The organism is Collimonas fungivorans Ter331 (assembly GCF_000221045.1).
In the GTDB taxonomy this organism is placed as follows: domain Bacteria; phylum Pseudomonadota; class Gammaproteobacteria; order Burkholderiales; family Burkholderiaceae_D; genus Collimonas; species Collimonas fungivorans_A.
On sequence record NC_015856.1, the window covers coordinates 884,383 to 909,165 of the forward strand.

The following is a 24,783-nucleotide window of genomic DNA, read 5'->3' on the forward strand; positions in this document are numbered from 1 at the left end:
TATTTAGCTGAAGTTTTACCCGGCAGGCAATTGCGCCGGAAGATAAAAAAGACGATCCGGTGTTGCTGCCGGTTCAAAGTCGCCCGGTCCGCGCAGGCGGATTCACCAACCTTGGAGTAGACAAGTTGAAAGACAAATACATTTTAGCCCTGGATCAGGGAACCACCAGCTCGCGCGCCATCCTGTTTGACCGTCAAGGCAATATCGTTTCTTCGGCGCAGAAAGAATTCCGCCAGATCTATCCGCAGCCGGGCTGGGTCGAGCACGATCCGCAGGAAATCTGGTCGACCCAGGTTGGCGTCGCCGCCGAAGCCTCGACCAACATCGGCCTGAACGGCACGTCGATCGCCGCCATCGGCATCACCAACCAGCGTGAAACCACCGTGGTCTGGGATCGCGAAACCGGCAAGGCAGTGTACAACGCCATCGTCTGGCAAGACCGCCGCACGGCGGCATTCTGCGACCAACTGAAAGCCGACGGCCTGGCCGAAACCATCCGTGAAAAGACCGGCTTGCTGGTCGACTCTTATTTTTCCGGCACCAAGATCCGCTGGATCCTGAACAACGTCGAAGGCGCGCAGCAGCTGGCGGACCAGGGACGGCTGGCGTTCGGCACCATCGATACCTGGCTGGTCTGGAACATGACCCGCGGCAAGCTGCACCTGACCGATGTCACCAACGCATCGCGCACCATGCTGTTCAATATCCACACCATGGAGTGGGATGACGAGCTGCTCAAGATCATGGGCGTGCCGCGCAGCATGCTGCCGGAAGTCCGCTCTTCCAGTGAAGTCTACGGCCACACCGAAGTCTCCGGTTTCGGTTCCGAAATTCCGCTGGCCGGGATTGCCGGCGACCAGCAGGCAGCCCTGTTCGGCCAGATGTGCACCGAACCCGGCATGGTCAAGAATACCTACGGCACCGGCTGCTTCATGGTGATGAACACCGGCACCAAGCCGATCATCTCGAAGAACAACCTGCTGACCACGGTCGCCTGGAAAATCGGCAACGAAGTCAATTACGCGCTGGAAGGCAGCATCTTCATCGGCGGCGCCGTGGTGCAATGGCTGCGCGACGGCCTCGGCATCATCAAGACCTCGACTGAAATCGAAGCGCTGGCGCGCAGCGTCAAGAGCAGCGACGGCGTCTACCTGGTGCCGGCGTTTGCCGGCCTTGGCGCGCCGCACTGGAACCCGCATGCGCGTGGCACCATCTTCGGCATTACCCGCGGCACCACCTCGGCGCACTATGCGCGCGCCGCACTGGACAGCATCGCCTATCAAACCATGGATGTATTGAAAGCCATGGAAGCCGACGCCGGCATCGTGATCCCGGAACTGCGGGTCGACGGCGGCGCCACTGCCAACAACCTGCTGATGCAGTTCCAGTCAGACATCCTGGGAGTCGACGTGGTGCGTCCGAAAGTGACGGAAACCACGGCGCTGGGCGCGGCCTACCTGGCTGGGCTGGCGGTCGGCTACTGGAGCAGCACCGACGACGTGCGCGGCCAGTGGCAGCTCGACCAGCGCTTCAAGCCGGCGCTGCCGGCGGATGAAGTGAAAACCAGCATCAAGGGCTGGCAGCGGGCGATTGCAGCGGCGACGGTCTGGGCCGATTCGTAAAGACCAGCCGGTACCCCCACTGTTGGATAAAAACAGAATGGAACGCAGGCTAGAACCTGCGTTCCTCTCACTTCCCATTTCCGAAAGAGTTGACCATGACTCCCTTTTTAGCTGAATTCGTAGGCACCGCACTGATTGTCCTGCTTGGCAACGGCGTGGTTGCCAATGTTCTTTTAAGTAAAACCCATGGCCATGGCAGCGGCCTGATCGTGATCACGGTCGGCTGGGCGATGGCGGTGTTTGTCGGTGTGTTCGTGGCGGCATCCTCCAGCGGCGCTCACCTGAATCCGGCCGTGACCCTGGCGCTGGCGGTGGCCGGCAAGTTTGCCTGGGGCAGCGTGCCCGGTTATATCCTGTCGCAGATGCTGGGCGGCATGATGGGAGCTTTCCTGGTGTGGCTGGTTTACCGCAATCACTTTGCCGAGACTACCGACGGCAACCTGAAGCTGGCGGCATTCTGCACGGCGCCGGCAATCCGCAACACCTTCGGCAATGTGGTGTCGGAAGTGGTCGGCACCTTTGTGCTGGTCTATTGCGTGCTGAATATCGCTTCGCCGAAGATGGGGCTGGGCGCGCTGGATGCCTTGCCGGTGGCCTTGCTGGTGATGAGCATCGGCGTTTCGCTGGGCGGCACCACGGGTTACGCGATCAACCCGGCGCGCGATCTTGGGCCGCGCCTGATGCATGCATTGCTGCCGATTCCCGGTAAACGCGACAGCGACTGGGGTTATGCCTTGGTGCCTGTGGTGGGTTCGATCTGCGGCGGCGTGCTGGCGGCGCTGGTGTATGGCCTGCAGATGGCGCACTGAGCGGTGCGTGCATTGACCTGCGATAGATGATGTGTCCGGATCGGCTGGCCGCAAGGCCGGAAACCGATCCGGGATGTTACTGCCTTATTTCCCCAGCAATTTCTCGATATCCGCCGCCAAAGCCTCCGGCTTGGTCTGCGGCGCAAAACGGTCGACTACGGCGCCGTCCTTGTTCACCAGGAACTTGGTGAAATTCCATTTGATTCCCTCGCTGCCGAGCAAGCCCGGCGCCGCGTTCTTCAGGTATTGGTAGAGCGGGGCCGCGTGATCGCCGTTGACGTCGATCTTCTCGAACAGAGGGAAGGTGACGCCGTAGTTTTTTTCGCAGAAAGCGCCGATTTCGTCGGCGGTTCCCGGTTCCTGGGCGCCGAACTGGTTGCAGGGAAAACCGAGCACTTCAAAGCCCTGCTCGTGGTACTTCTGGTAAATCTCTTCCAGTCCCTTGTATTGCGGCGTGAAACCGCAGTTGCTGGCGGTGTTGACGATCAGCAGCACCTTGCCGCGAAAGGCTGCCAGCGACTCGGGCGTGCCGTCCAGTTGCTTGACGGTGAAATCGTAAATGCTGGTGTCGTTGCTCATACTATCCCCAGGTGTTCAGTGCCGGCAGACAGGTCGCGGTCTTTTGCATCCTTGCCGCGCAGCTTGATGGAAAGCCGCAGGTCGTTGACCGAGTCGGCGTTGCGCAAAGCGTCTTCGTAACTGATTTTATCCTCTTCGTACAAATCGAACAGGGCCTGGTCAAAAGTCTGCATGCCGAGCTCGCGCGACTTCTTCATGATTTCCTTGATTTCATGGACATCGCCCTTGAAGATCAAGTCGGAAATCAAAGGTGAATTCAGCAGGATCTCCACCGCGACCGCGCGGCCCTTGACCGTTTTCAGCGGCACCAGGCGTTGCGAGACGATCCCTTTAAGATTGAGCGACAAGTCCATCAGCAGTTGCGGCCGGCGCTCTTCCGGGAAAAAGTTGATGATACGGTCGAGCGCCTGGTTGGAGCTGTTGGCATGCAGCGTGGCCAGGCACAAGTGGCCGGTTTCGGCGAAGGCGATGGCGTAGTCCATGGTTTCGCGGTCGCGGATTTCGCCGATCAGGATCACGTCCGGCGCCTGGCGCAAGGTGTTCTTCAGAGCTACTCCCCAGTTTTCCGTGTCGACGCCGACTTCGCGCTGGGTCACGATACAGTTCTTGTGCGGATGGATGTATTCGACCGGATCTTCAATCGTGATGATGTGGCCGTAGCTGTTTTCGTTGCGGTAGCCGATCATCGCCGCCAGCGTGGTCGATTTGCCGGAACCGGTGGCGCCGACCATGATCACCAGGCCGCGCTTGGTCATGGCGACCTCCTTCAGCGTGGGCGGCAAGCCCAGGTCTTCGAATTTCGGGATATCGGTGGTGATGGTCCGCAGCACCATGCCGACCCGGCCTTGCTGGATGAACGCCGAAGCGCGGAAGCGCCCCAGCCCTGCCGGGCTGATGGCGAAGTTGCATTCCTTGGTTTCTTCGAAATCGGCCGCCTGCTTGTCGCTCATGATGGCGCGCGCCAGTTCGAGAGTATGGACCGAAGTCAGCGCCTGGTTCGATACCGGCGTGATCTTGCCGTCGATCTTGAACGCCGGCGGGAAGTCTGCGGTAATGAACAAATCGGAGCCGCGCTTGCTGACCATCAGGCGCAGCAAGTCGTGCATGAATTTGGTGGCTTGATCTCTTTCCATGATTCTCTATCCTAATAAATTACTAGCTTAGCCCGGGAAGTTGTCCGGTGTCTTGGCTGCCGCGCGTGCGCTGGCCAGCGAGATCACATTGCGCTTGACCAGTTCGGTCAGGTTGCTGTCTAGGGTTTGCATGCCCATGTTGCTGCCGGTCTGGATCGCCGAATACATCTGCGCAATCTTGCTTTCGCGGATCAGGTTGCGGATCGCCGGCGTGCCCAGCATGATTTCATGGGCGGCGACGCGGCCGGAGCCGTCCTTGGTTTTCAGCAGGCTTTGCGAAATCACCGCTTGCAGCGATTCCGACAACATGGCGCGCACCATTTCCTTTTCTTCGCCGGGGAACACGTCGACGATACGGTCGATGGTCTTGGCGGCGGAGGAGGTGTGCAGGGTGCCGAACACCAGGTGGCCGGTTTCGGCGGCGGTCAGCGCCAGGCGGATGGTTTCCAGGTCGCGCAATTCGCCCACCAGGATGACGTCAGGATCTTCCCGCAAGGCCGAGCGCAGCGCATTGCTGAAAGAATGGGTGTGCGGTCCGACTTCGCGCTGGTTGATCAGGCACTTGTTCGATTGGTGCACGAATTCGATCGGATCTTCGATGGTCAGGATGTGCGCGTATTCGTTTTCATTGACATGGTTGACCATGGCCGCCAGCGTGGTCGATTTGCCGGAACCGGTCGGGCCGGTGACCAGCACCAGGCCGCGCGGCTTGAGCGCCAGTTCGGCAAAGATGCGCGGCGCGTTGAGCTGTTCCAGGGTCAGGACGGTCGACGGAATCGTCCGCAGCACGGCTGCGGCGCCGCGGTCCTGGTTGAAGGCATTGACGCGGAAGCGCGCCAGGCCGGGGATTTCAAACGAAAAATCGCATTCCAGATGTTCTTCGTACGCTTTGCGCTGGCCGTCGTTCATGATGTCATAGATCATGGAGTGCACATCCTTGTGCTCCAGCGGCGGCAGGTTGATGCGGCGCACATCGCCATGAACCCGGATCATCGGCGGCAAGCCTGCGGATAAATGCAAATCGGATGACTTATTCTTCACCGAAAAAGCCAGAAGTTCGGAAATGTCCATTTATAATCCCTGTGCTGTATTTTGTTTGTTGAAAGGCATTTTTCTGCCCAGGCGCTGCTTGCCAAAACCGCCTGGCCATGCAAATTAGTAGTTCTTTACGGCAATTTTCAAACTCTCCGATTATGTCCTTAATGTCGCACAAGTTGCAAGCCGTCCATAGCAGTATTCATGCCACGGCCATTACAGCGTCGCGCCGACCTGACAGTGTGGCGCTGCTGGCGGTGTCAAAAACCTTCGGCGCCGATGCGGTGCTGGAAGCGGTCGCTGCCGGCCAGCGCGCTTTCGGTGAAAATTATTTGCAGGAAGCACTGACAAAAATGGCTGAGGTGGAACTGAAATTGGCACTGAAATCTGGGGAGGGAGACGATGTCTTGCTGGAATGGCATTTTATCGGCCCGATCCAGAGCAACAAGACGCGTGCCATCGCCGAGCATTTCGACTGGGTACATACGGTCGACCGCGAAAAGATCGCCCAGCGCCTGTCGCAGCAGCGGCCGCCGCAGCTGGCGCCGCTGAACATCTGTTTGCAGGTGAACATCAGCGGCGAGGCCAGCAAGAGCGGTTTGGCGCCGGCGGAGGTGAAGGATGTGGCGCGCGCCATCGCCGGATTGCCGGGGCTGAAATTGCGCGGCTTGATGGCGATACCGGAGCCGACCGACGACCTGGAAAAACAGCATGCGGCATTTCGCCGGACCAGGCAATTGCTGGAGCAGCTGCAACAGGATCCGGATATGCAGCAAGCCGGACAGCAGCTGGATACTTTGTCGATGGGCATGTCGGCCGACATGGCGGCGGCGATTGAAGAGGGCGCTACCATCGTGCGCGTAGGCAGTGCAATTTTTGGACAACGGGAACGGAACCATGACAAGTAAACTGAATATCAGCTTCATCGGAGGTGGCAATATGGCGGCGGCCCTGATCGGCGGCCTGGCCGGCAAGGTGACCGACGGCGCCAACATCCATGTGGTCGACCTGAATCCGGAAGCTTTGCAGAACCTGGCGCAGCGTTTCGGCGTCAGTACCGCAACCGGCATCGACGCCGCGATCGCGGCCAGCGAAGTGATCGTGCTGGCGGTCAAGCCGCAACAGATGAAGGAAGTCGTGGCCAAATTGCGGCCGCATGTCACCAGCCAGCTAGTGTTGTCGATCGCCGCCGGCATCCGCGCTGTCGACCTGAAGCGCTGGCTGGGCGGCCACGACGCCATCGTGCGCTGCATGCCGAACACGCCGGCGCTGATCGGCCTGGGGATTACCGGCATGGTCGCCACTGCGGGCGTGTCGGCGGCGCAACGCGATACCGCCGACCTGATCTTGCGCGCTGTCGGCAGCACGGTGTGGCTGGACGACGAGGCAAAGATCGATGCGGTGACGGCGGTATCCGGCAGCGGCCCGGCTTATGTGTTTTATTTTATCGAAGCGATGCAGCAGGCAGCCCAGGAACTCGGCCTGACTGCGCAGCAGGGCATCGAACTGGCCAAGGCCACTTTCGTCGGCGCGGCGCAACTGGCGGCACAATCGCCGGAGCCGGTGTCATTGTTGCGCGAGCGCGTCACTTCCAAGGGCGGCACCACCTATGCTGCGTTGACCAGCATGGAAGCGGCGGATGTGAAGGGAGCGATCATCGCCGCCGTCAAATCAGCCGCGGTCCGAGGCCAGGAGCTGGGCGACGAATTCGGACGCGACTAGTATCGAGTCCGGCAGCACCGATAAAAAAACAGCGGCATCGCATAACGATTGCCGCTGTTTTTTATTGCAAACCCGATTGCAAACCCGCTTGCAGGCCCGAAGGGGTATCCGGGCTCGTGCAGGTCTTATTTGTTGCGGCCGATCGCCAGGCCCGCCAGCAAGCCGATGACGGCTGCCACGCTGACAGCTTTCCAAGGATTGTCGCCGACATATTCGTCAGTCACATGGGCGGCGTGCTTGGTGTGCGCCACTGCTTTTTTGGTGGCTTTCGGCAGTTCGGTTTTAGCCGTTTCCAGCGCCGTTTTCAATTTTTCGCGCGCCGAGTTGTATTTTTTCTCTGCGTGGTCGTGGGTGTCGTCGAGCAGGGTTTCTGCTTCCTTGATCACGGATTTGAGCTCGCCAGCCAGATTGTCGCGCATATCTTTTACGTTATCGGTAGTAGTAGCCATGTTTGCCTCTTCAATGTGGATTGCGGGGAAAGATGTTGCCTAATATATCACGATAAATTATGTCTGAATGTTATCTCAGCGCGTAGTCCAGAGCGATGCCGCCAAATACCGCCGCTCCCAGCCAGTTATTGTGGCGGAAAGCGGTAAAGCAAGCGGCGCGTTCGCGTGTGCGAATCAGGCGGTAATGATAGACGGCGCAAGCGGCGGCCAGCAGCATGCCGGCACTGAACCAACCGCGCAGGCCGAATTGCCAGCCTACAGCAAATACTAATCCCAAACTGAGCGCGTAACAAAGCATGATCGCCAGCACGTCGTAGCGGCCGAAAGTAATCGCCGAGGTCTTGATGCCGATCTTGAGGTCATCGTCGCGATCGACCATGGCGTATTCGGTGTCGTAGGCGATGGCCCAGAATACATTGGCGACCAACAGCAGCCAGGCCGCTGCCGGCACCGCGCCCTGCACGGCGGCGAAACCCATGGGGATGCCGAAGCCGAAGGCGATGCCGAGGTAGGCTTGCGGAATCGCGAAAAAGCGCTTGAAGTAGGGATAGCTGCCGGCCACGATTACGGCGATCACCGACAATTCCTTGGTCAGCGTGTTCAGCGGCAGGATCAGCAGCAAGGACAGCAGCGTCAGCACCACGGCCACCATCACCGCTTCCCAGGCGGCGATCTTGCCGCTGGTCAGCGGCCGCTCGGCGGTGCGTTTGACGTGCTTGTCGAAATCGCGGTCGGCGAAATCGTTGATCGCGCAGCCGGCCGAGCGCATCAGGGCGGTGCCAAGGATGAAGATCGCGACCAGGCTCCAGGCCGGTTTGCCGCCGGCAGCCAGCCACAGGGCGGCCAGGGTCGGCCACAGCAATAGCAGGATGCCGATGGGTTTGTCCATGCGGACCAGCTGGAAGTAGAGTTTGAGACGATTCATTGCGATTTGGATCAGTGTTGCCGCCAAGCGGCAACGGAGGAAACGGGCGGATGGAAGAACGGCAGCGGACGGAAACGGCTTCCGCCCGGCCATCTCAAGTCAGCTATTGATTCAGCCTTCGACCGCAAGCGCGTCATGCAGCAGGGTGACGCCTTTCAGGCCGCAATCCAGTACCGCTTTCTGCACCGCTTCGATGGCTGCATGGCGGGTGAAGCTCTTGCGCCAGACGATCACCACCCGGCGCGACGGCTCCGGGTCGGTAAACGGCACATAACGCAGCATGCCGTCCTTGGCGTCGAGATCGGGCACCGAAGCCAGCGGCAGCACCGTAATGCCGATGCCGGAAGCCACCATGTGGCGTATGGTTTCCAGCGACGAACCTTCGAAGGTGCGGGCGATGCCGTCGCCGGCAGTCGAGAAGCGCGACATTTCGGGGCACACTTCCAGCACCTGGTCGCGGAAGCAGTGGCCGTTGCCGAGCAACAGCATGGTTTCCGACTTGAGATCCTGGGCGCTGATGCTGCTGCGGTTGGCCCAGGCATGGTGCTTGGGCAGCGCCACCACGAACGGTTCGTCGTACAGCGGCTGCACCATCAGGCCATGTTCGGGGAACGGCAGGGCGATGATGGCGGCGTCCAGTTCGCCCTGGCGCAGCAACTCGAGCAGGCGCACGGTGAAATTTTCCTGCAGCACCAGCGGCATCTGCGGCACTTGCTCGATCATGGTTTTCACCAGCGGCGGCAGCAGGTAGGGACCGACGGTATAGATGATGCCGAGGCGCAGCGGGCCGGCCAGCGGATCCTTGTTCTGGTTGGCGATTTCGCGGATGGTGGCGGTCTGCTCCAGCACCCGTTCGGCCTGGGCTACGATCTGCGCACCCAGCGGCGTCACTGAAATTTCGGTGCCGCCGCGTTCGAAGATCACCACGCCCAGTTCGTCTTCCAGCTTCTTGATCGCCACGGAGAGGGTCGGCTGCGCTACGAAGCAAGCTTCCGCTGCATGGCCAAAATGCTTTACGCGGGCTACCGCGACGATGTATTTGAGTTCGGTCAGAGTCATGTTGTTATCTTCGCATATTTTTTTGATGGAGATTGTATCTCCATGTTTCAGTATCATTTTTGCAAAATAGCCATCATGCCGGGCCATGCCGCTCAAACCTTCAGGAAATCCTCGCGGCCGCCCAGCCAGCGCGCCAGATGGGTGCTGACGGTGGCCTGGTTGGCCGGGGTCGGATCCTGCAGCAGCGCGTGCGCCAGGTCACGGGCGCGGTCGACCAGCCATTGGTCGGTGGCCAGGTCGGCAAAACGCAGCATGGCCTGGCCGGACTGGCGCGCCCCGAGGAATTCGCCGGGGCCGCGGATTTCCAGGTCGCGCCGGGCGATTTCGAAGCCGTCGGTGGTTTCGCGCATGGTCATCAGGCGCTGCTTGGCGATATAGCCGAGCGGGCTTTGGTATAACAACAAGCATACGCTGGCGGCAGAACCGCGTCCAACCCGCCCGCGCAGCTGGTGCAGCTGCGACAGCCCGAAGCGTTCCGCATGCTCGATCACCATCAGCGAAGCGTTGGGCACGTCGACCCCGACTTCGATCACGGTGGTGGCGACCAGCACATGGCAGGCGCCGGCGCTGAAGGCGTCCATCACTTCCTGTTTCTCGGCTTGCTTGAGGCGGCCATGGACCAGGCCGATCCGCAGGTCAGGCAGCGCCTCCACCAGCATGGCGTAGGTTTCGGTTGCGGTTTGCAGCTGCAGGGCTTCCGACTCCTCGATCAGCGGGCAGACCCAATAAGCCTGGCGGCCGTCCTGCACCGCCGCATGGACCCGTGCGATCACTTCGTCGCGCCGCGACTGGTCGACGGCGCGGGTGACGATCGGCGTGCGGCCGGGCGGCAGTTCGTCGATCACCGAGATTTCCAGGTCGGCATAATAGGTCATCGCCAGGGTGCGCGGAATCGGCGTGGCGCTCATCATCAGCTGATGCGGCACCGCCGCCGCCGCCGCCGTGTTTGGGATAGAGTCATTGCCACCGTTTTCGGACACAGTCTTGTTGCGCAGCGCTAGCCGCTGGCCGACACCGAAGCGATGCTGTTCGTCGACAATCACCAGGCCCAGCTTGGCAAACTGCACGCTGTCCTGGATCAGGGCGTGGGTGCCGATCACCAGTTGCGCCTCGCCCGATTCGATCATGGCCTGGGCCGCCAGCTTTTCTTTCTTTTTCAGGCTGCCGGTGAGCCAGGCGACACGCACGCCCAGCGGCTCCATCCAGGCCGCGATCTTGCGGAAATGCTGGTCGGCCAGGATCTCGGTCGGCGCCATCAGCACCGCCTGGTAGCCGCTGTCGATGGCTTGCGCCGAGGCGAGGGCGGCGACCACGGTCTTGCCGCTGCCGACATCGCCTTGCAGCAGCCGCTGCATGGGAAACGAGGCGCGCAGGTCGGCGCTGATTTCAGCCACCACCCGCTGCTGGGCCTTGGTCAGGGTAAACGGCAGCGTATTGAGGAAGGCCGCCGACAATTTACCGACGACCGACAGCGCCCGCGCATTCTTGGCGCGCCGTGCGACCTGGGCGCGTTTCAGTGACAGCTGCTGGGCCAGCAGTTCGTCGAATTTCATGCGCACCCAGGCCGGATGGGAGCGGTCTTCCAGCGCATGTTCGTCGACTTCCGGCGGCGGGTTATGCAGCAGGCGCACCGCATTTTCGAAGGGCATCAGCTGCTGCGCCGCCAGTTGCGCCGGCGACAAGGTGTCGCGCCACTCGATGTTGTGCATGGCGTCGGCGATCGCCTTGCGCAGGAAAATCTGCGACAAACCCTCGCCGGCCGGATAAACCGGGGTCAGCACATCGGGCAGCGGAGCGCCTTCCAGCACCACCTTATAATTGGGATGGACCACCTCGGCGCCGAAAAAGCCGTGGCGGATTTCGCCGCGCGCGCGCACCCGGGTGCCGACCGCCAGCTGCTTGGTCTGGCTACCGTAGAAATTCAGGAAACGCATCACCAGCTGGCCGCTGTCGTCGGCGATGGTGACCACCAGCTGCCGCCGCGGCCGGTACTGGATATCGCAGGCGGTGACGACGCCTTCGACTTGCGCTACGCTGGCGCCCATCATGCCGGCTTGCTGAATGGCGACGACCTCGGTCTCATCTTCATAGCGCAGCGGCAGGTGCAAGACCAGGTCGATATCCGTGCGCAAACCCAGCTTTTCCAGCTTGCTGGCGCGGGTGTTCGCAACCGGGGCAGAAGGGGCGGCAGCGGCAGGTTTTCGCTTCGGAGCAGGCATATCAGGCGGTTAATGGTGGCTTTTGGGGTAGCTTTGAGGCCACAGGGCGTAAAATAGCGGGTTTGCTTATCAAAAAGCATAGCGTTGCGTCCGTGTTGTGTACGGATTTCAGCGTTTGCCATTGTAAAGCCTATGGCCGTATTGGCAAGTTGAGCCTGGTTTCCTTTTTATTTCCTTACTTATTCGTGCATGCATTCTCTCTCCGATTACGATTTCGAGCTGCCTCCTGAGCTGATCGCGCAAACCCCGCTGTCCGAGCGCAGCGCCTCGCGCCTGCTGCACTTAGACGGCGATCGCCTGATCGACCGCCAATTTACCGACATCGTCGACCAGCTCGCCGCTGGCGACCTGCTGGTGTTCAACGACACACGGGTGCTCAAGGCGCGCTTCTTCGGCGTCAAGGAAACCGGCGGCAAGGTCGAGGTGCTGGTCGAGCGCGTGGTCGACAACCGCACCGTGCATGCTCAGGTGCGCGCCTCGAAATCGCCGCCGGCCGGCGCCCGGATCTGCCTGGCCGAAGCGTTCGATGTGGTGGTGGGCGAGCGCGTCGGCGAGTTTTATACGCTGGTGTTCCCGGCCGATGTATTCGAGCTGATCGAGGCCCACGGCCGTTTGCCGTTGCCGCCGTATATCGAACACGATGCCGACGCCTTCGATGAAACCCGTTATCAAACCGTCTACGCCAAACACGCCGGCGCGGTGGCGGCGCCGACCGCCGGCCTGCATTTCGACCAGGCTTTGCTGGAGCGCCTGCAGCAGAAGGGCATCGGTTTTGCCTATGTCACGCTGCATGTCGGCGCCGGCACCTTCCAGCCGGTGCGCAGCGAGAACCTGGCGGAACACAAAATGCACAGCGAGTGGTACACCATCACCGAAGCCACGGTGGAGGCGGTGCGCGCCACCAAGGCTGCGGGCGGCAAGGTGATCGCGGTCGGCACCACCAGCTTGCGGGCGCTGGAATCGGCTTCGCAGTCCGGCGTTTTGCAGGCGGGCAGCGCCGATACCGCCTTGTTCATCACTCCCGGCTATGTTTTCAAGACCGTGGAGCGCCTGATCACCAACTTCCATTTGCCGAAATCGACCTTGCTGATGCTGGTCTCGGCTTTTGCCGGCTACGACTGCATCCGCGCCGCCTACGCCCACGCCATCGCGCAGCGTTATCGCTTTTTCAGTTACGGCGATGCGATGCTTTTGTCATTGCAGAGAGCCAGTCAATAAACGTAAAGCGGATCTTTACGTTTATTTTAATTTTCTTGACAATTAATTGTCCTATGAATGACAATTTAGTATGGATAAATTAAAAATAAGGACAATTTGTCAACTTGTTGATGCCAGTGGACAAAATGTTGCAGCTCGTCTGGCTGAAAAGGAAGGTATTTCAAGACAAGCTGCTAGCACCTGGCTTGCTAAGGCAAAAGAGGCGGGGATAATTTCATCCGAAGGAACCGGTCGGGGAATACGCTATGCTCTTGTTGCGCAGGATTATGCCTGGAAGGATTACCTGCGCGAGGGTCTATCGGAAGACGTTGTTTGGCGTGAACTGTGCGCGCCCATGTTGCGGCAGTTGCCAGGCAATGTGCGCGGGATATGGCAACACGCTATGACGGAGATGATTAACAATGCCGTCGATCATTCCAATTCCGAGCAAGTTAAGGTTGGAATGAAAATGAACGCATTATTTACAGAAGGATTCGTCTCTGATACCGGTGAGGGTATCTTTTTAAAAATTCAAAAGGCGCTGGATCTTTACGATACGCGTGAAGCGATACTTGAACTGGCCAAGGGGAAATTCACTACTGACCCCGCCAATCACTCTGGCGAAGGTATTTTCTTTTCGTCCAAGATGATGGACCACTACGAAATCCGTTCTGGTAAATTGCACTTTGACCATGATAGCGAACAACCTGATTTGTTGATCGAGCATGACGTGGACGTGAGCGGTACGCTGGTTTCCATGCGCTTGGATAATGACAGCGCGAGAACGGCGAAAGAGGTGTTTGATCGTTTTGCATTGCCGGAAGAATTTTCATTTGCGAAAACGACCGTGCCGGTACGGCTTGCTCAACACGAAGGGGAAACCTTGGTTTCACGTTCTCAGGCCAAACGGCTGACACGGCGCTTCGAGAGATTCCAGAGTGTGATATTGGACTTCTCGGGCGTCGACGAGATCGGACAGGCGTTTGCCGATGAGGTATTTCGAGTATTTCAAAATGCTCATCCAGAGATCAGCATGATACCGTTCAAAGCTTCAGCGTCAATTACCGCGATGATTAAACGCGTTCAGAATCCTACGTGATTCTCCAGCGAGCCAGGGAAACTGCTGAATAGATTTTCAGGGCTACCGTCGTGTAGCGAACGCGTTTGTCTCCATAAACTGGCATTTGCAAAAGAGTGATGCCGTCAACAAGAAAATTATGCTTGAATTCACATTATTAAAAACCGAAGGAAAGGCCCGCCGCGGCCGTCTCAAACTCAACCACGGCGTTGTCGAAACGCCGATCTTCATGCCGGTCGGCACCTATGGTTCGGTGAAGGCAATGTCGCCGCTGGAGCTGGTGGAGATCGAAGCCCAGATTATCCTCGGCAATACCTTCCACCTGTGGCTGCGGCCCGGCACCGACGTGATCGACAAATTCCGCGGCCTGCACAAGTTCATGGCCTGGGACAAGCCGATCCTGACCGATTCCGGCGGCTTCCAGGTGTTTTCGCTGGGCGCGATGCGCAAGATTACCGAGGAGGGCGTGAAATTTTCCTCGCCGATCAACGGCGATAAATTGTTCCTCTCGCCCGAGGTGTCGATGCAGATCCAGAAATCGCTGAATTCCGACATCGTGATGCAGTTCGACGAATGCACGCCGTATGAAATCGACGGCCGGCCCGCCACCAGCGAGGAAGCGGCGCAGTCGATGCGGATGTCGCTGCGTTGGGCCAAGCGCTCCAAGAACGAATTCGACCAGCTGGAAAACCCGAATGCGCTGTTCGGCATCGTCCAGGGCGGCATGTTCGAAAACCTGCGCGACGAATCGCTCGCCGGCCTCGAAGACATCGGCTTCCACGGCATCGCCATCGGCGGCCTGTCGGTGGGCGAGCCCAAGGAAGAAATGATGCGTGTGCTGGAGCATATCGGCCCGCGCCTGCCGGCCGACAAGCCGCATTACCTGATGGGGGTCGGTACGCCTGAGGACCTGGTGGCCGGCGTTGAAAATGGCGTCGACATGTTCGATTGCGTGATGCCGACCCGTAACGCCCGCAACGGCTGGCTGTTTACCCGCTTCGGCGACCTGAAGATCAAGAACGCCCGCTACAAGGATGACGAAAAGCCATTGGACGAGACCTGCGGCTGCTACGCTTGCCGTAACTTCTCGCGCGCCTACTTGCATCATTTGCATCGCACCGGCGAAATCCTTGGCGCGCGCCTGAATACGATACACAATCTGCATTACTACCTGGACCTGATGAAAAATATCCGGGCAGCGCTGGATGTCGGGCAGTTCAGCGTATTCGTGACCCAGTTCCACCTGGACCGGGCGCGCGGGGTCTAGTATTTACCTTGGTAAAAGTATGCATTTTGCAACTGTTTGCCGATAAACCGGTCTATGCTCACTGGTCCGATCTGCCTGCTGACACCATAAAGGCGGCGGATCGGGCCGATTTCCCGGCAATAAATAGCGCCGGGGCGCGGCTGGACGGTTGTATGCCGTTACCCAATGCTAGAATGCTGGGCTATTTTCAAACTATTACCTGGAGCAACTCGTGTCAATTATTTCCAGCGCATACGCGCAAACTGCACCTGCGGCTACTGCCGCTGCCGGCCCATTTGGCCTGAGCGGCAACCTGACCAGCTTTCTGCCTATCATCCTGATGTTCGTGGTGTTGTACTTCCTGATGATCCGTCCGCAAATGAAGCGTCAGAAAGAACAGAAATCCATGATGGAAGCGCTGGCCAAGGGCGATGAAGTCGTGACAGCCGGCGGCATGCTGGGCAAGATCACCAAGGTCACCGACGGCTACATCACCCTGGAAATCGCCAGCGGCACTGAAGTCGTGGTGCAAAAGGGTTCGGTCACCACATTGCTGCCGAAGGGCACAATCAAGACGGCACTGTAATCCAGGCGCCAGACTGATGGAACGAGAGCATCCGGATGGGTGCTCTCTTCAAATGTAAAGTCCGGAATAAAAACAGCCTGGCGGCGCAATGCCACAAGCGCAGCACGGCAAGACATTGCACGCAGGCATCTCGGCTGCATAACCAGGCAAGAGACTCCCTCTGAGACTCACACAGAACGCTGAATCAATATGAATCGCTATCCTCTCTGGAAATATATCCTGATCGTCATCGCGCTGCTGTTCGGCGTGCTGTACACCATACCGAATCTGTTTGGCGAATCGCCCGCGGTACAGGTGAGCAGCGGCAAATCGACCTTGAAGATCGACAGCTCGCTGGCTGACCGGGTGTCGCAAGTGCTACAGCAAGGCAATTTGCTGACCGACAGCGTCACGTTCGAGAACGCCGGCGCCCAAGGCACGGTGCGCGCCCGTTTCCACGATACCGACACCCAGTTCAAGGCCAAGGCTTTGCTGGAACAGACACTGAATACCGATCCGACCGATCCGGTCTATGTGGTGGCCTTCAACCTGGTGCCGAATACGCCGCACTGGCTGCAAGCCATCCACGCATTCCCGATGTACCTGGGGCTCGACTTGCGCGGCGGCGTGCACTTCCTGATGCAAGTCGACACCAAGGCGGTAATCAACAAGCGCCTGCAGGGTTTGCAAGCCAGCGCCCGCACCGAACTGCGCGACAAGGATATCCGTTACAGCGGCATCAACCGCAATGGCGATACGATAGAAATCAGTTTCCGCGACCAGGATACGCTGAACAAGGCGCTCAACATATTGGCGCCGCAACTGTCCGAGATGTCGATCCAGGCAGTACTGCCGGTGGCCGGCGCCGACCCGATGCTGAGCGCATCGCTGAAGCCTGAAGCACTGAAGCAGATCGTCGACAACGGCGTCACGCAAAACATCACGACCTTGTCGAAACGGGTCAATGAACTGGGCGTCAGCGAACCGATCATTCAGCGCCAGGGCGCTGACCGTATCGTGGTGCAGATGCCCGGCGTGCAAGATGTCTCGCGCGCAAAGGACATCATCGGCCGTACCGCGACGCTGGAAGTGCGGATGGTGGATGAATCGGTAACCCGCGGCACGGAAGCCACCGCCGCGGTGCCTTTCGGTTCCGAACTGTTCAAGGTCGGCAAGAATGCGCCGGTAGTGCTGTACAAGGACCCTGTGCTGACCGGCGACTATATCTCCAGCGCTGCCGTCAGTTTCGACCAGAACCAGCAGCCTGCGGTCAGCATCGACCTCAACGGCGACGGCGGCCGCAAGATGCGCGATGCTACCCGCGGCAAGGTCGGCAAGGCGATGGCGATCGTGCTGTTTGAAAAAGGCAAGGGCGAAGTCCTGACCGTGGCGACGATCCAGAGCGAACTGGGTTCGCGCTTCCAGATCACCGGCATGGGTTCGCCTGAAGCGGCGGCCGACCTGGCGCTGCTGCTGCGCGCCGGTTCGCTGGCGGCGCCGATGACCATCATCGAAGAACGCACCATCGGCCCGCAACTGGGCGCCGAGAATATCAAGAAGGGTTTTGACTCGACCATGTACGGTTTCGCCGTCATCGCCGTGTTCATGATCATCTACTACATGCTGTTCGGCCTGTTCAGCGTGCTGGCGCTGTCGGTCAACCTGCTGCTGCTGATCGCGGTGCTGTCGACCTTGCAGGCGACGCTGACCTTGCCGGGTATCGCCGCGATTGCGCTGACCCTTGGTATCGCGATCGACGCCAACGTGCTGGTGAATGAACGTATCCGCGAAGAACTGCGCAACGGCAATTCGCCGCAGGCAGCGATCTCGATCGGTTTCGACCGCGCCTGGGCCACGATCCTGGACTCCAACGTGACGACGCTGATCGCCGGCCTGGCATTGCTGATTTTCGGTTCCGGCGCCATCCGCGGTTTTGCGGTGGTGCATTGCCTGGGCATCCTGACTTCGATCTTCTCGGCAGTGTTCGTTTCGCGCGGTTTCGCCAACCTCTGGTACGGCCGCAAGAAGAAACTGACCAGCCTGTCGATCGGCCAGATCTGGAAACCGAACGCCTGAGCCGCAACCAAGCCCTAGCTGATATCGAATAACGTTGCGGCCGCGACCACGTGGCCGCACAAGCAAGAACCAGTGGTGTGAACCAAAAGGAATGTGATGGAACTTTTCCGTATCAAGAAAGATATTCCGTTCATGCGCCATGCGTTGATATTCAATGCAATCTCGGCGCTGACGTTTGTATTGGCCGTATTCTTCCTGTTCTCGAAAGGCCTGCATCTGTCGATCGAGTTTACCGGCGGCACGGTAATCGAAGTCGCCTACAGCAAACCGGCCAATATCGAGGGCATACGCAAGACGGTCGAAGGCATCGGTTATACCGATAACCAGGTCACCAATTTCGGCACCGCCCAGGATGTGATGATTCGCCTGCCGGCAAAAAAAGGTGAAAATTCCAACGCCCAAAGCGCAACCGTACTGAAAGCCTTGCAGCAGCAGGACCCCGACGTGCAGCTCAAGCGCACCGAGTTTGTCGGACCGCAGGTGGGCGACGAACTGGCGCACGACGGCCTGATGGCGCTGCTGTTCGTGGTGATCGGCATCGTCATCTACCTGGCCATCCGCTTCGAATGGAAGTACGCGGTGGCGGCGATTATCGCCAACTTGCATGACGTGGTGATCATCCTCGGCTTCTTCGCCTTCTTCCAGTGGGAATTCTCGCTGACCGTACTGGCGGCGATCCTGGCGGTGCTGGGCTATTCGGTGAATGAATCGGTGGTGGTGTTCGATCGCGTGCGTGAAACTTTCCGCGACCGCCGCTTCGGCAAGCTGGCGGTTTCCGATGTCATGAACCATGCGATCACTAGCACGATTTCCCGTACCATCATCACCCACGGCAGTACTGAAATCATGGTGCTGTCGATGTTCGTGTTCGGCGGTCCGGCGCTGCATTACTTCGCGTTGGCGCTGACCATTGGTATCCTGTTCGGTATCTACTCTTCGGTGTTCGTGGCGGCGGCAGTAGCAATGTGGCTGGGCGTCAAGCGTGAAGACATGATCAAGCCGGTCAAGGAAAAAGACGAGACTGACGGCGCTGTGGTGTAAGGCGTTGCGGTTATAAAAAAACCAGCCTTCGGGCTGGTTTTTTTTGGTCTGGCGAAAAGCCGGGCTTCAGATTTTCTTGGCCAGCGATGCGGCATGCCCGATATAGTTGGACGGCGTCATGGCCAGCAGGTGGTCTTTGGCGTCCTGCGGGATTTCCAGCTTGAGGATGAACTCGCGCAATGCATCCTTGGAGATGCCTTTGCCGCGCGTCAGCTCTTTCAGCTGTTCGTACGGATTCTCGATGCCGTAGCGGCGCATTACGGTCTGCACCGGCTCGGCCAGCACTTCCCAGGTAGCGTCCAGGTCTTCCGCCAGGCGGCCGGGATTGACTTCCAGCTTGTTCAGGCCGCGCAGGCAGCTGTCGTAAGCCAGGATCGCATAACCGAGGCCGACGCCGATATTGCGCAGCACGGTGGAATCGGTCAGGTCGCGCTGCCAGCGCGACAGCGGCAGCTTTTCCGACATGTGCTTGAGCACGGCGTTGGCCATGCCGAGGTTGCCTTCGGAATTCTCGAAATCGATAGGGTTGACCTTGTGCGGCATGGTAGAGGAACCGATTTCGCCGGCCTTGGTGCGCTGCTTGAAAAAGCCGAGCGAGATGTAACCCCAGATATCGCGGTTCAGGTCGAGCAGGATGGTGTTGCTGCGGCTGATGGCGTCGAACAGTTCCGCCATATAGTCGTGCGGTTCGATCTGGATGGTATAGGGATTGAACACCAGGCCCAGCCGTTGTTCGATCACGTTCTTCGAGAAATTTTCCCAGTCGAAGTCGGGGTAGGCCGACAGGTGGGCATTGTAGTTGCCGACCGCGCCATTCATCTTGCCCAGGATTTCCACGGCGGCGATGCGTTTCACCGCGCGTTGCAGGCGCGCCACGACATTGGCCATTTCCTTGCCAAGCGTGGTCGGGCTGGCCGGCTGGCCATGGGTGCGCGACATCATCGGCAGCTCGGCGTTGGTGTGCGCCAGTTCGGTCAGCTTGGCGATCACTTGCTGCAGGGCCGGCAGCAGCACGGTATCGCGCGCCGCTTTCAGCATCATGCCGTGCGAAGTGTTGTTGATGTCTTCCGAGGTGCAGGCGAAGTGGATGAATTCAGACGCTGCGACCAGTTCCGGCACATCCTTGACTTGTTCCTTGAGCCAGTACTCGACCGCCTTGACGTCATGGTTGGTGACGGCTTCGATGGCCTTGATGCGTTCTGCATCGGCTTCGCTGAAGTCGCTGGCCAGCTTGTCGAGCAACGCGGTGGCGCTGGCGGAAAAAGGTTTGATCTCGGCAAAGCCCGCATTCGACAGGGCTTGCAGCCAGGCAATTTCAACCTTGACCCGGTGGTGCATGAAACCGGATTCGGACAGGATAGGGCGCAGCTTGTCGGTTTTGGCGGCGTAGCGGCCATCCAGCGGGGACAGGGCGGAAAGCGTGGAAAGAGACATGATAATGGTGACTATAGAGGTGAATGAAGATAGGGGCGGTATGCCTGTTGTTTCTATTTTGCAAGTACGCAGCGTGCTTAAGCGTGCTATATAAGCGCGCTATGAAATTCTGGCAACAATTTTGGCAACAACGTCCGGCGACAACGCAAGGCAATAACCAGCCAAACCGAATTTTACCATTTGCAACGTGGTAAATATGCCGCTTTGCGTTCAGGCCTGGGTGGCGATGGACAAAGTGGCGGGGGGCGAATGCTATAATCAGCCAACATTTTTTTACCATAAGTGACATATGAAGCTGATCGGTTCCCTCGGTAGTCCTTTCGTCCGCAAGGTACGCGTAGTAATGGCGGAAAAGAAACTGGACTACGAATTTGTGCTGGAAGACGTCTGGGCCGCCGACACCAAGATTCACACTTCGAATCCCTTGGGCAAGGTGCCTTGCCTGGTGATGGAAGACGGCGGCGCCATGTTCGATTCGCACGTGATCGTCGAATATCTCGACACCCTGACGCCGGTTGGTAAACTGATCCCGATCAACAGCCGCGAGCGCTCCGAAGTGAAATGCTGGGAAGCGCTGGCCGACGGCGTGGTGGAAGCCGGCGTGCTGATCCGCCTGGAAAGCACGCAGCGAGCTGAAGGCGAACGCAGCCAGGCCTGGATAGCCCGCCAGCAGCGCAAGATCGACGGCGGCCTGAAAGCGATGGCGGCGGGATTGGCGGAAAAGCCGTTCTGCTCCGGCACCCATTATTCGCTGGCCGACGTCGCAGTCGGCTGCGCCCTGGGCTGGCTCAGTTTTCGTTTCCCCGAGATTAGCTGGCGCGAAGATTATCCGACGCTGGCTAAACTGTACGAGAAGTTGTCCGAGCGCCAGTCGTTCAAGGACACCGTTCCGCAATAAGCCCACATCGCCGAAGCCGGCTGTTCCGCAAGATGGACCATGGAACAGCGGCATTCGGAGGCATCTTTCCTCTGCGTAAACCTCTTCACATTCCTGCATGACCCGAGGCCCGGCCGCGCGCTAATTGCCTGCCTGGCTGCTTTTCTTCGGCGCGAAGAAAGTCGACGGCGACTGCCCGAAAGTTTTCCTGAACATGGCGGAAAAAGCCGACTGGCTGGCGTAGCCCAGTTCGGTCGCCACCAGCGACAGCGGCATGCCGCGCGCGATCATCGGCGCCGCGTGCGCCAGCCTGATCTGCTGCCGCCACTGGCCGAAGGTCATGCCCAGGTCGCGTTCGAACAGGCGCGCCAGGGTTCTTTCCGAGGCGCCGACCTGGTCTGCCCAGACGGCCAGCGTCATGCTGGAGTCGGGCGTTTCCATCAAGGCCTGGCAGATGGCGTGCAAGCGCTTTTCGGTCGGCAGGGAGATGCGTATGCCCTGGGTTTGCGCCGCCGCCAGTTCGCTCAGTATCAATTGGCTGAGCAAGGTTTCCCTACGGCTGCCGTCGTCGGTTTGCGACAGCGCGGCGATCAGCTCGCGCAGCAAGGTCGATACTTCCAGCACGATGCATTCCTGGCCGTCGAACGGCGTCGCATCGGTATGGATGTACAAGGCGCGCAACTGCGATTTTTCCATGGTGGCGATTTCATGTTCCACCAGCGGCGGAATCCAGATCGCCCTGAGCGGCGGCACGATCCAGGTGCTGTTGCCGACGCTCACGCGCAGCACGCCCTCCGCTGCGTAGGTGACCTGGCCCCAGGGATGGGAATGCGCGCTCAGCAGCTTGGCGGCGTCCAGGTCGCGCGCGCGCAGGCGCACCGGATGCAACTGGTCCGGCACGACGTCAAGCAAGCCGATGGTGGTATGGGTAAGTATTTGGGCTGGCATAAAGGAAGAATGGCAGAAATACGACAAATTATGTCTTTCTATCTTAAAACAGTCTCGACTTTTTTGCTTACACTAACGTCTTGCGAATGATGATCATCTTGTCGACGGCTAAACAGGCCGCGTACTTTGCGTCTCTCATTGCACATTCTTCCCACTATTCATCTCACCACCATGCCAACCGCAGCCAAGCAGATTTCCCCCGCCATGGGATCGCACGACGCCGAGAAAACCGGTTTCCGCGTATTGGGCGCCATCAGTTTCGCCCACTTCCTGAACGACATGATCCAGTCGCTGATCCTGTCCATCTATCCGCTGCTGAAAGGCAATTTCAACCTCAGCTTTGCGCAGATCGGCCTGATCACGCTGACTTACCAGATCACCGCCTCGATCCTGCAGCCGCTGGTGGGGCTGTATACCGATAAACATCCGAAGCCGTACTCGCTGGCGCTGGGCATGGGGTTCACGCTGGTGGGCCTGCTGATCCTGTCGGTCGCGCCCAGCTACGGCATCTTGCTGTTCGCTGCGGCCCTGGTCGGCACCGGTTCGTCGATCTTCCATCCGGAGTCGTCGCGCGTGGCGCGCATGGCTTCCGGCGGCCGCCATGGCCTGGCGCAGTCGATTTTCCAGGTGGGCGGCAATGCCGGCAGTTCCATGGGGCCGCTGCTGGCGGCATGGATCGTGATCCCGCACGGACAGACCAGCATCGCCTGGTTCTCGGCGGCGGCGCTGCTGGCGATCGTGGTGCTGTGGCAGATCGGCAACTGGTACAAGCGCAAGCGCCAGGAAGCCAAGAGCAAGCCGGCCAAGGCAAAACAGCATCACGTAGCGCTGCCGCGCAACAAAGTGCTGTTTTCGGTAGGCATCTTGCTGATGCTGGTTTTCTCGAAATATTTTTACATGGCCAGCCTCAGCAGCTACTTCACGTTCTACCTGATCGACAAATTCCAGCTGTCGGTGCAGTCGGCGCAGCTGCATCTGTTCGTGTTCCTGTTTGCAGTGGCTGCCGGCACCGTGCTGGGCGGTCCGATCGGCGACAAGGTCGGCCGCAAAGTGGTGATCTGGGTGTCGATCCTCGGCGTGGCGCCGTTCACCCTGATGCTGCCATACGCCAACCTGTTCTGGACCGGCGTACTGACGGTGGTGATCGGCGTGATCCTGGCTTCGGCGTTCTCGGCGATCCTGGTGTTCGCCCAAGAGCTGGTGCCTGGCAAGGTCGGCACCGTATCTGGCCTGTTCTTCGGTTTCGCTTTCGGCATGGGCGGCATCGGCGCCGCCGCGCTGGGGCAGCTGGCCGACATGACCAGCATCCGCTTCGTCTACCAGGTCTGCTCTTTCCTGCCGCTGATCGGCCTGCTGGCGGCATTCCTGCCCAATCTTGAGGGACACCGGCGCAAAGCTGCCGGCTGACCGGCGTCAGTCGTAAAAAAAGCGCGCTGGCGACAGCGCGCTTTTTTCTGCTCATTTTCTATCTACTGCAGCATCATTTCTTTTGCTTGGCCACCCACTGTTCCAGCGCTTGCAGCGTGTTGCTGACATGCTTGCCCGGATCCATGCTGCTGTATTCATAGATGATGCTGCCGTTGGGGGCGATCACGTACGATACGCGGTCGGCGTAGTTGGTCTTCGCCAGCAGCACCGAATCATAGGACTTCATGATTTTCTGGTCCTGGTCCGAGGCAACCGCGAATTTGCTGCGGCATTCGCTGACCGAGAATTTGTTGAGGGTATCGATGTTGTCGGCCGATACGCCGATCACGGACGCGCCGAGCGCCTTGTACTTGTCGACCGCATCGGCAAACAGATGGGCTTCGATGGTGCAGCCTTTGGTGAAAGCTGCGGGGTAAAAGTAGAGCACCACCGGGCCTTTTTTCAGCTCATCGGCCAGCGAATAGCTGAACACCTTGCCGCCGAGGGAAGCCTGGGTGGTAAACGGCGGCGCCGGCTCGCCAGCCTTGAGAGCGGCAAAAGCCGGTGCTGCAACAGCGCTGCAAACCAATAAAGCGGCAATCAGTCGTTTCATGAAGACTCCTGGATTAGGGGGCTGTTAACAGTTAATTTGGGAGATGCGTTCAAGCCAAAACGTGTGTTGGCAAGGCGCGTAGCGTAGCAGGGGCAGGTCGCCCCTGCAAGCTATGCAACGCCGCCAGCGCACGTTTTGGCTTGAACCCTCCGGGAACGGCTGCAGGCGTCACATGCCGTCGTTACTCGGGGCGGCCATCCGCCTCCTTGCCGTAGCACCACTACGCCGCGTCGTCGTGCCTAGGCCTGTAACGCCTGCCGCGCGTTCGCACTCCCAAATTAATTGTTAACAGCCCCCGATGATAAGCAGCATCATGCGTCGAGATCGCGGCGTTGTCCAATCACTTGTTTAGGCAACGCTGCGATTGACTCGCTTAATGGCCGCCGTGCCAGCCGCCGCCTCCACCCCAGCCGCCTCTGCCGCCCCAGCCTCGTCCACCCCAACCGCCGCCCCAGCCACGCGAATAGCCGAAGCCGATGTCCACGCTTGGCGCCACATACACCGGCGCCGGAGCGTAATAACCGCCGCCGTAATAACTGCCGTAGCCGCCGCCGTAATAGCCGTCGCCGCCGTAAGGATAGGCAACGCAGCCGCCTAGCAGCATGGTTGCACCGAGCAGTGTTGCTCCAATTAACAGTCGCTTTTTCATGAGACCCTCCGTCCCTGGTACTGATGGAAATTGGATATAAGCCTAGCAGATAAGTTCAGCTTGGACAGGACGATGTGTATCACGCCGGAATTGACGATTA

23 protein-coding genes are annotated in these 24,783 nt (G+C 59.3%); 12 read left to right on the forward strand and 11 right to left on the reverse strand.

Annotation, left to right across the window (positions count from 1 at the left end; translation table 11 throughout):
• Positions 1-125: 125 nt before the first annotated feature.
• Both glpK and CFU_RS03890 read left to right on the forward strand, forming a co-directional pair.
• Positions 126-1,622 (forward strand): glycerol kinase GlpK, encoded by a 1,497-nt coding sequence (glpK, locus tag CFU_RS03885; protein WP_041741227.1) that lies wholly within the window; start codon positions 126-128, stop codon positions 1,620-1,622.
• A 95-nt stretch (positions 1,623-1,717) separates the two neighbouring features.
• Positions 1,718-2,431 carry an MIP/aquaporin family protein gene (locus tag CFU_RS03890; RefSeq protein WP_041742976.1) on the forward strand — a complete coding sequence of 238 codons (714 nt, stop codon included), beginning with the start codon at positions 1,718-1,720 and terminating at the stop codon, positions 2,429-2,431.
• A gap of 84 nt (positions 2,432-2,515) precedes the next feature.
• On the opposite strand, the gene CFU_RS03895 is transcribed toward CFU_RS03890, so the two are convergent.
• Genes CFU_RS03895 through CFU_RS03905 form a run of 3 tightly spaced genes read right to left on the reverse strand, consistent with a single transcriptional unit; the run spans position 2,516 to position 5,214 of the window.
• Complete coding sequence (locus CFU_RS03895; RefSeq protein ID WP_014004742.1) at positions 2,516-3,010, reverse strand: glutathione peroxidase; 495 nt, start codon at positions 3,008-3,010, stop codon at positions 2,516-2,518.
• Positions 3,007-4,143 carry a PilT/PilU family type 4a pilus ATPase gene (locus CFU_RS03900; protein ID WP_014004743.1) on the reverse strand — a complete coding sequence of 379 codons (1,137 nt, stop codon included), beginning with the start codon at positions 4,141-4,143 and terminating at the stop codon, positions 3,007-3,009. Before CFU_RS03900 ends, CFU_RS03895 begins: the two co-directional genes overlap by 4 nt.
• A 27-nt stretch (positions 4,144-4,170) precedes the next feature.
• Positions 4,171-5,214, reverse strand: a complete 1,044-nt coding sequence (locus CFU_RS03905; RefSeq protein WP_014004744.1) for a type IV pilus twitching motility protein PilT — start codon at positions 5,212-5,214, stop codon at positions 4,171-4,173.
• 122 nt (positions 5,215-5,336) lie between these two features.
• Here CFU_RS03905 and CFU_RS03910 point away from each other — a divergent pair, with 122 nt between their 5' ends.
• Together CFU_RS03910 and proC are read left to right on the forward strand one after the other, a co-directional pair.
• The gene (locus CFU_RS03910) at positions 5,337-6,086 is read left to right on the forward strand and encodes a YggS family pyridoxal phosphate-dependent enzyme (protein WP_041741230.1); all 750 of its coding nucleotides are present in this window, start codon (positions 5,337-5,339) and stop codon (positions 6,084-6,086) included.
• A complete protein-coding gene (gene proC, locus CFU_RS03915) occupies positions 6,076-6,900 on the forward strand; it encodes a pyrroline-5-carboxylate reductase (RefSeq protein ID WP_041741231.1) in 825 nt (274 codons plus the stop codon). The genes CFU_RS03910 and proC overlap by 11 nt, the downstream gene beginning before the upstream one ends.
• 125 nt (positions 6,901-7,025) lie before the next feature.
• Here the strand turns inward: proC and CFU_RS03920 are convergent, their stop codons facing one another.
• The 4 genes from CFU_RS03920 to recG all read right to left on the reverse strand — a co-directional run bounded on the left by CFU_RS03920 (position 7,026) and on the right by recG (position 11,552).
• Entirely contained in the window at positions 7,026-7,349 is a 324-nt protein-coding gene (locus tag CFU_RS03920; protein WP_014004747.1) for a DUF883 family protein, read from the reverse strand.
• A gap of 70 nt (positions 7,350-7,419) precedes the next feature.
• Positions 7,420-8,274, reverse strand: coding sequence for a 4-hydroxybenzoate octaprenyltransferase (ubiA, locus tag CFU_RS03925; RefSeq protein ID WP_014004748.1), 855 nt, complete (start codon positions 8,272-8,274; stop codon positions 7,420-7,422).
• A gap of 111 nt (positions 8,275-8,385) precedes the next feature.
• A complete protein-coding gene (locus tag CFU_RS03930) occupies positions 8,386-9,333 on the reverse strand; it encodes a LysR substrate-binding domain-containing protein (protein WP_041742977.1) in 948 nt (315 codons plus the stop codon).
• Positions 9,334-9,425: 92 nt separating this feature from the next.
• Positions 9,426-11,552 carry an ATP-dependent DNA helicase RecG gene (gene recG, locus CFU_RS03935; protein WP_014004750.1) on the reverse strand — a complete coding sequence of 709 codons (2,127 nt, stop codon included), beginning with the start codon at positions 11,550-11,552 and terminating at the stop codon, positions 9,426-9,428.
• Positions 11,553-11,741: 189 nt separating this feature from the next.
• Here recG and queA point away from each other — a divergent pair, with 189 nt between their 5' ends.
• The 6 genes from queA (at position 11,742) to secF (ending at position 18,755) form a co-directional block, all read left to right on the forward strand.
• Positions 11,742-12,770, forward strand: coding sequence for a tRNA preQ1(34) S-adenosylmethionine ribosyltransferase-isomerase QueA (gene queA / locus CFU_RS03940; protein WP_014004751.1), 1,029 nt, complete (start codon positions 11,742-11,744; stop codon positions 12,768-12,770).
• A gap of 70 nt (positions 12,771-12,840) precedes the next feature.
• Positions 12,841-13,848: an STAS-like domain-containing protein gene (locus CFU_RS03945; RefSeq protein ID WP_014004752.1), complete on the forward strand. Its 1,008-nt coding sequence runs from the start codon at positions 12,841-12,843 to the stop codon at positions 13,846-13,848.
• A gap of 118 nt (positions 13,849-13,966) precedes the next feature.
• The gene (gene tgt / locus CFU_RS03950; protein WP_041742978.1) at positions 13,967-15,094 is read left to right on the forward strand and encodes a tRNA guanosine(34) transglycosylase Tgt; all 1,128 of its coding nucleotides are present in this window, start codon (positions 13,967-13,969) and stop codon (positions 15,092-15,094) included.
• A gap of 211 nt (positions 15,095-15,305) precedes the next feature.
• Positions 15,306-15,659 (forward strand): preprotein translocase subunit YajC, encoded by a 354-nt coding sequence (gene yajC, locus CFU_RS03955; RefSeq protein ID WP_014004754.1) that lies wholly within the window; start codon positions 15,306-15,308, stop codon positions 15,657-15,659.
• A 189-nt stretch (positions 15,660-15,848) separates the two neighbouring features.
• Complete coding sequence (gene secD / locus CFU_RS03960) at positions 15,849-17,714, forward strand: protein translocase subunit SecD (RefSeq protein ID WP_014004755.1); 1,866 nt, start codon at positions 15,849-15,851, stop codon at positions 17,712-17,714.
• Positions 17,715-17,810: 96 nt separating this feature from the next.
• Positions 17,811-18,755, forward strand: a complete 945-nt coding sequence (secF, locus tag CFU_RS03965) for a protein translocase subunit SecF (protein WP_041741232.1) — start codon at positions 17,811-17,813, stop codon at positions 18,753-18,755.
• A 66-nt stretch (positions 18,756-18,821) separates the two neighbouring features.
• Here secF and purB read toward each other — a convergent pair whose 3' ends face one another.
• Complete coding sequence (gene purB / locus CFU_RS03970) at positions 18,822-20,189, reverse strand: adenylosuccinate lyase (RefSeq protein ID WP_014004757.1); 1,368 nt, start codon at positions 20,187-20,189, stop codon at positions 18,822-18,824.
• Between the two features lie 289 nt (positions 20,190-20,478).
• Between purB and CFU_RS03975 the strand changes: the two genes are divergently transcribed.
• Complete coding sequence (locus CFU_RS03975; protein WP_014004758.1) at positions 20,479-21,087, forward strand: glutathione S-transferase N-terminal domain-containing protein; 609 nt, start codon at positions 20,479-20,481, stop codon at positions 21,085-21,087.
• Between the two features lie 120 nt (positions 21,088-21,207).
• On the opposite strand, the gene CFU_RS03980 is transcribed toward CFU_RS03975, so the two are convergent.
• Entirely contained in the window at positions 21,208-22,014 is an 807-nt protein-coding gene (locus CFU_RS03980; protein WP_041741233.1) for an AraC family transcriptional regulator, read from the reverse strand.
• A 204-nt stretch (positions 22,015-22,218) separates the two neighbouring features.
• Between CFU_RS03980 and CFU_RS03985 the strand changes: the two genes are divergently transcribed.
• Positions 22,219-23,421: an MFS transporter gene (locus tag CFU_RS03985; RefSeq protein WP_425304698.1), complete on the forward strand. Its 1,203-nt coding sequence runs from the start codon at positions 22,219-22,221 to the stop codon at positions 23,419-23,421.
• Between the two features lie 73 nt (positions 23,422-23,494).
• Here CFU_RS03985 and CFU_RS03990 read toward each other — a convergent pair whose 3' ends face one another.
• Both CFU_RS03990 and CFU_RS25355 read right to left on the reverse strand, forming a co-directional pair.
• Complete coding sequence (locus tag CFU_RS03990) at positions 23,495-24,034, reverse strand: peroxiredoxin (protein WP_014004761.1); 540 nt, start codon at positions 24,032-24,034, stop codon at positions 23,495-23,497.
• A gap of 373 nt (positions 24,035-24,407) precedes the next feature.
• Positions 24,408-24,683, reverse strand: a complete 276-nt coding sequence (locus CFU_RS25355) for a hypothetical protein (RefSeq protein ID WP_014004762.1) — start codon at positions 24,681-24,683, stop codon at positions 24,408-24,410.
• Positions 24,684-24,783: the final 100 nt, after the last annotated feature.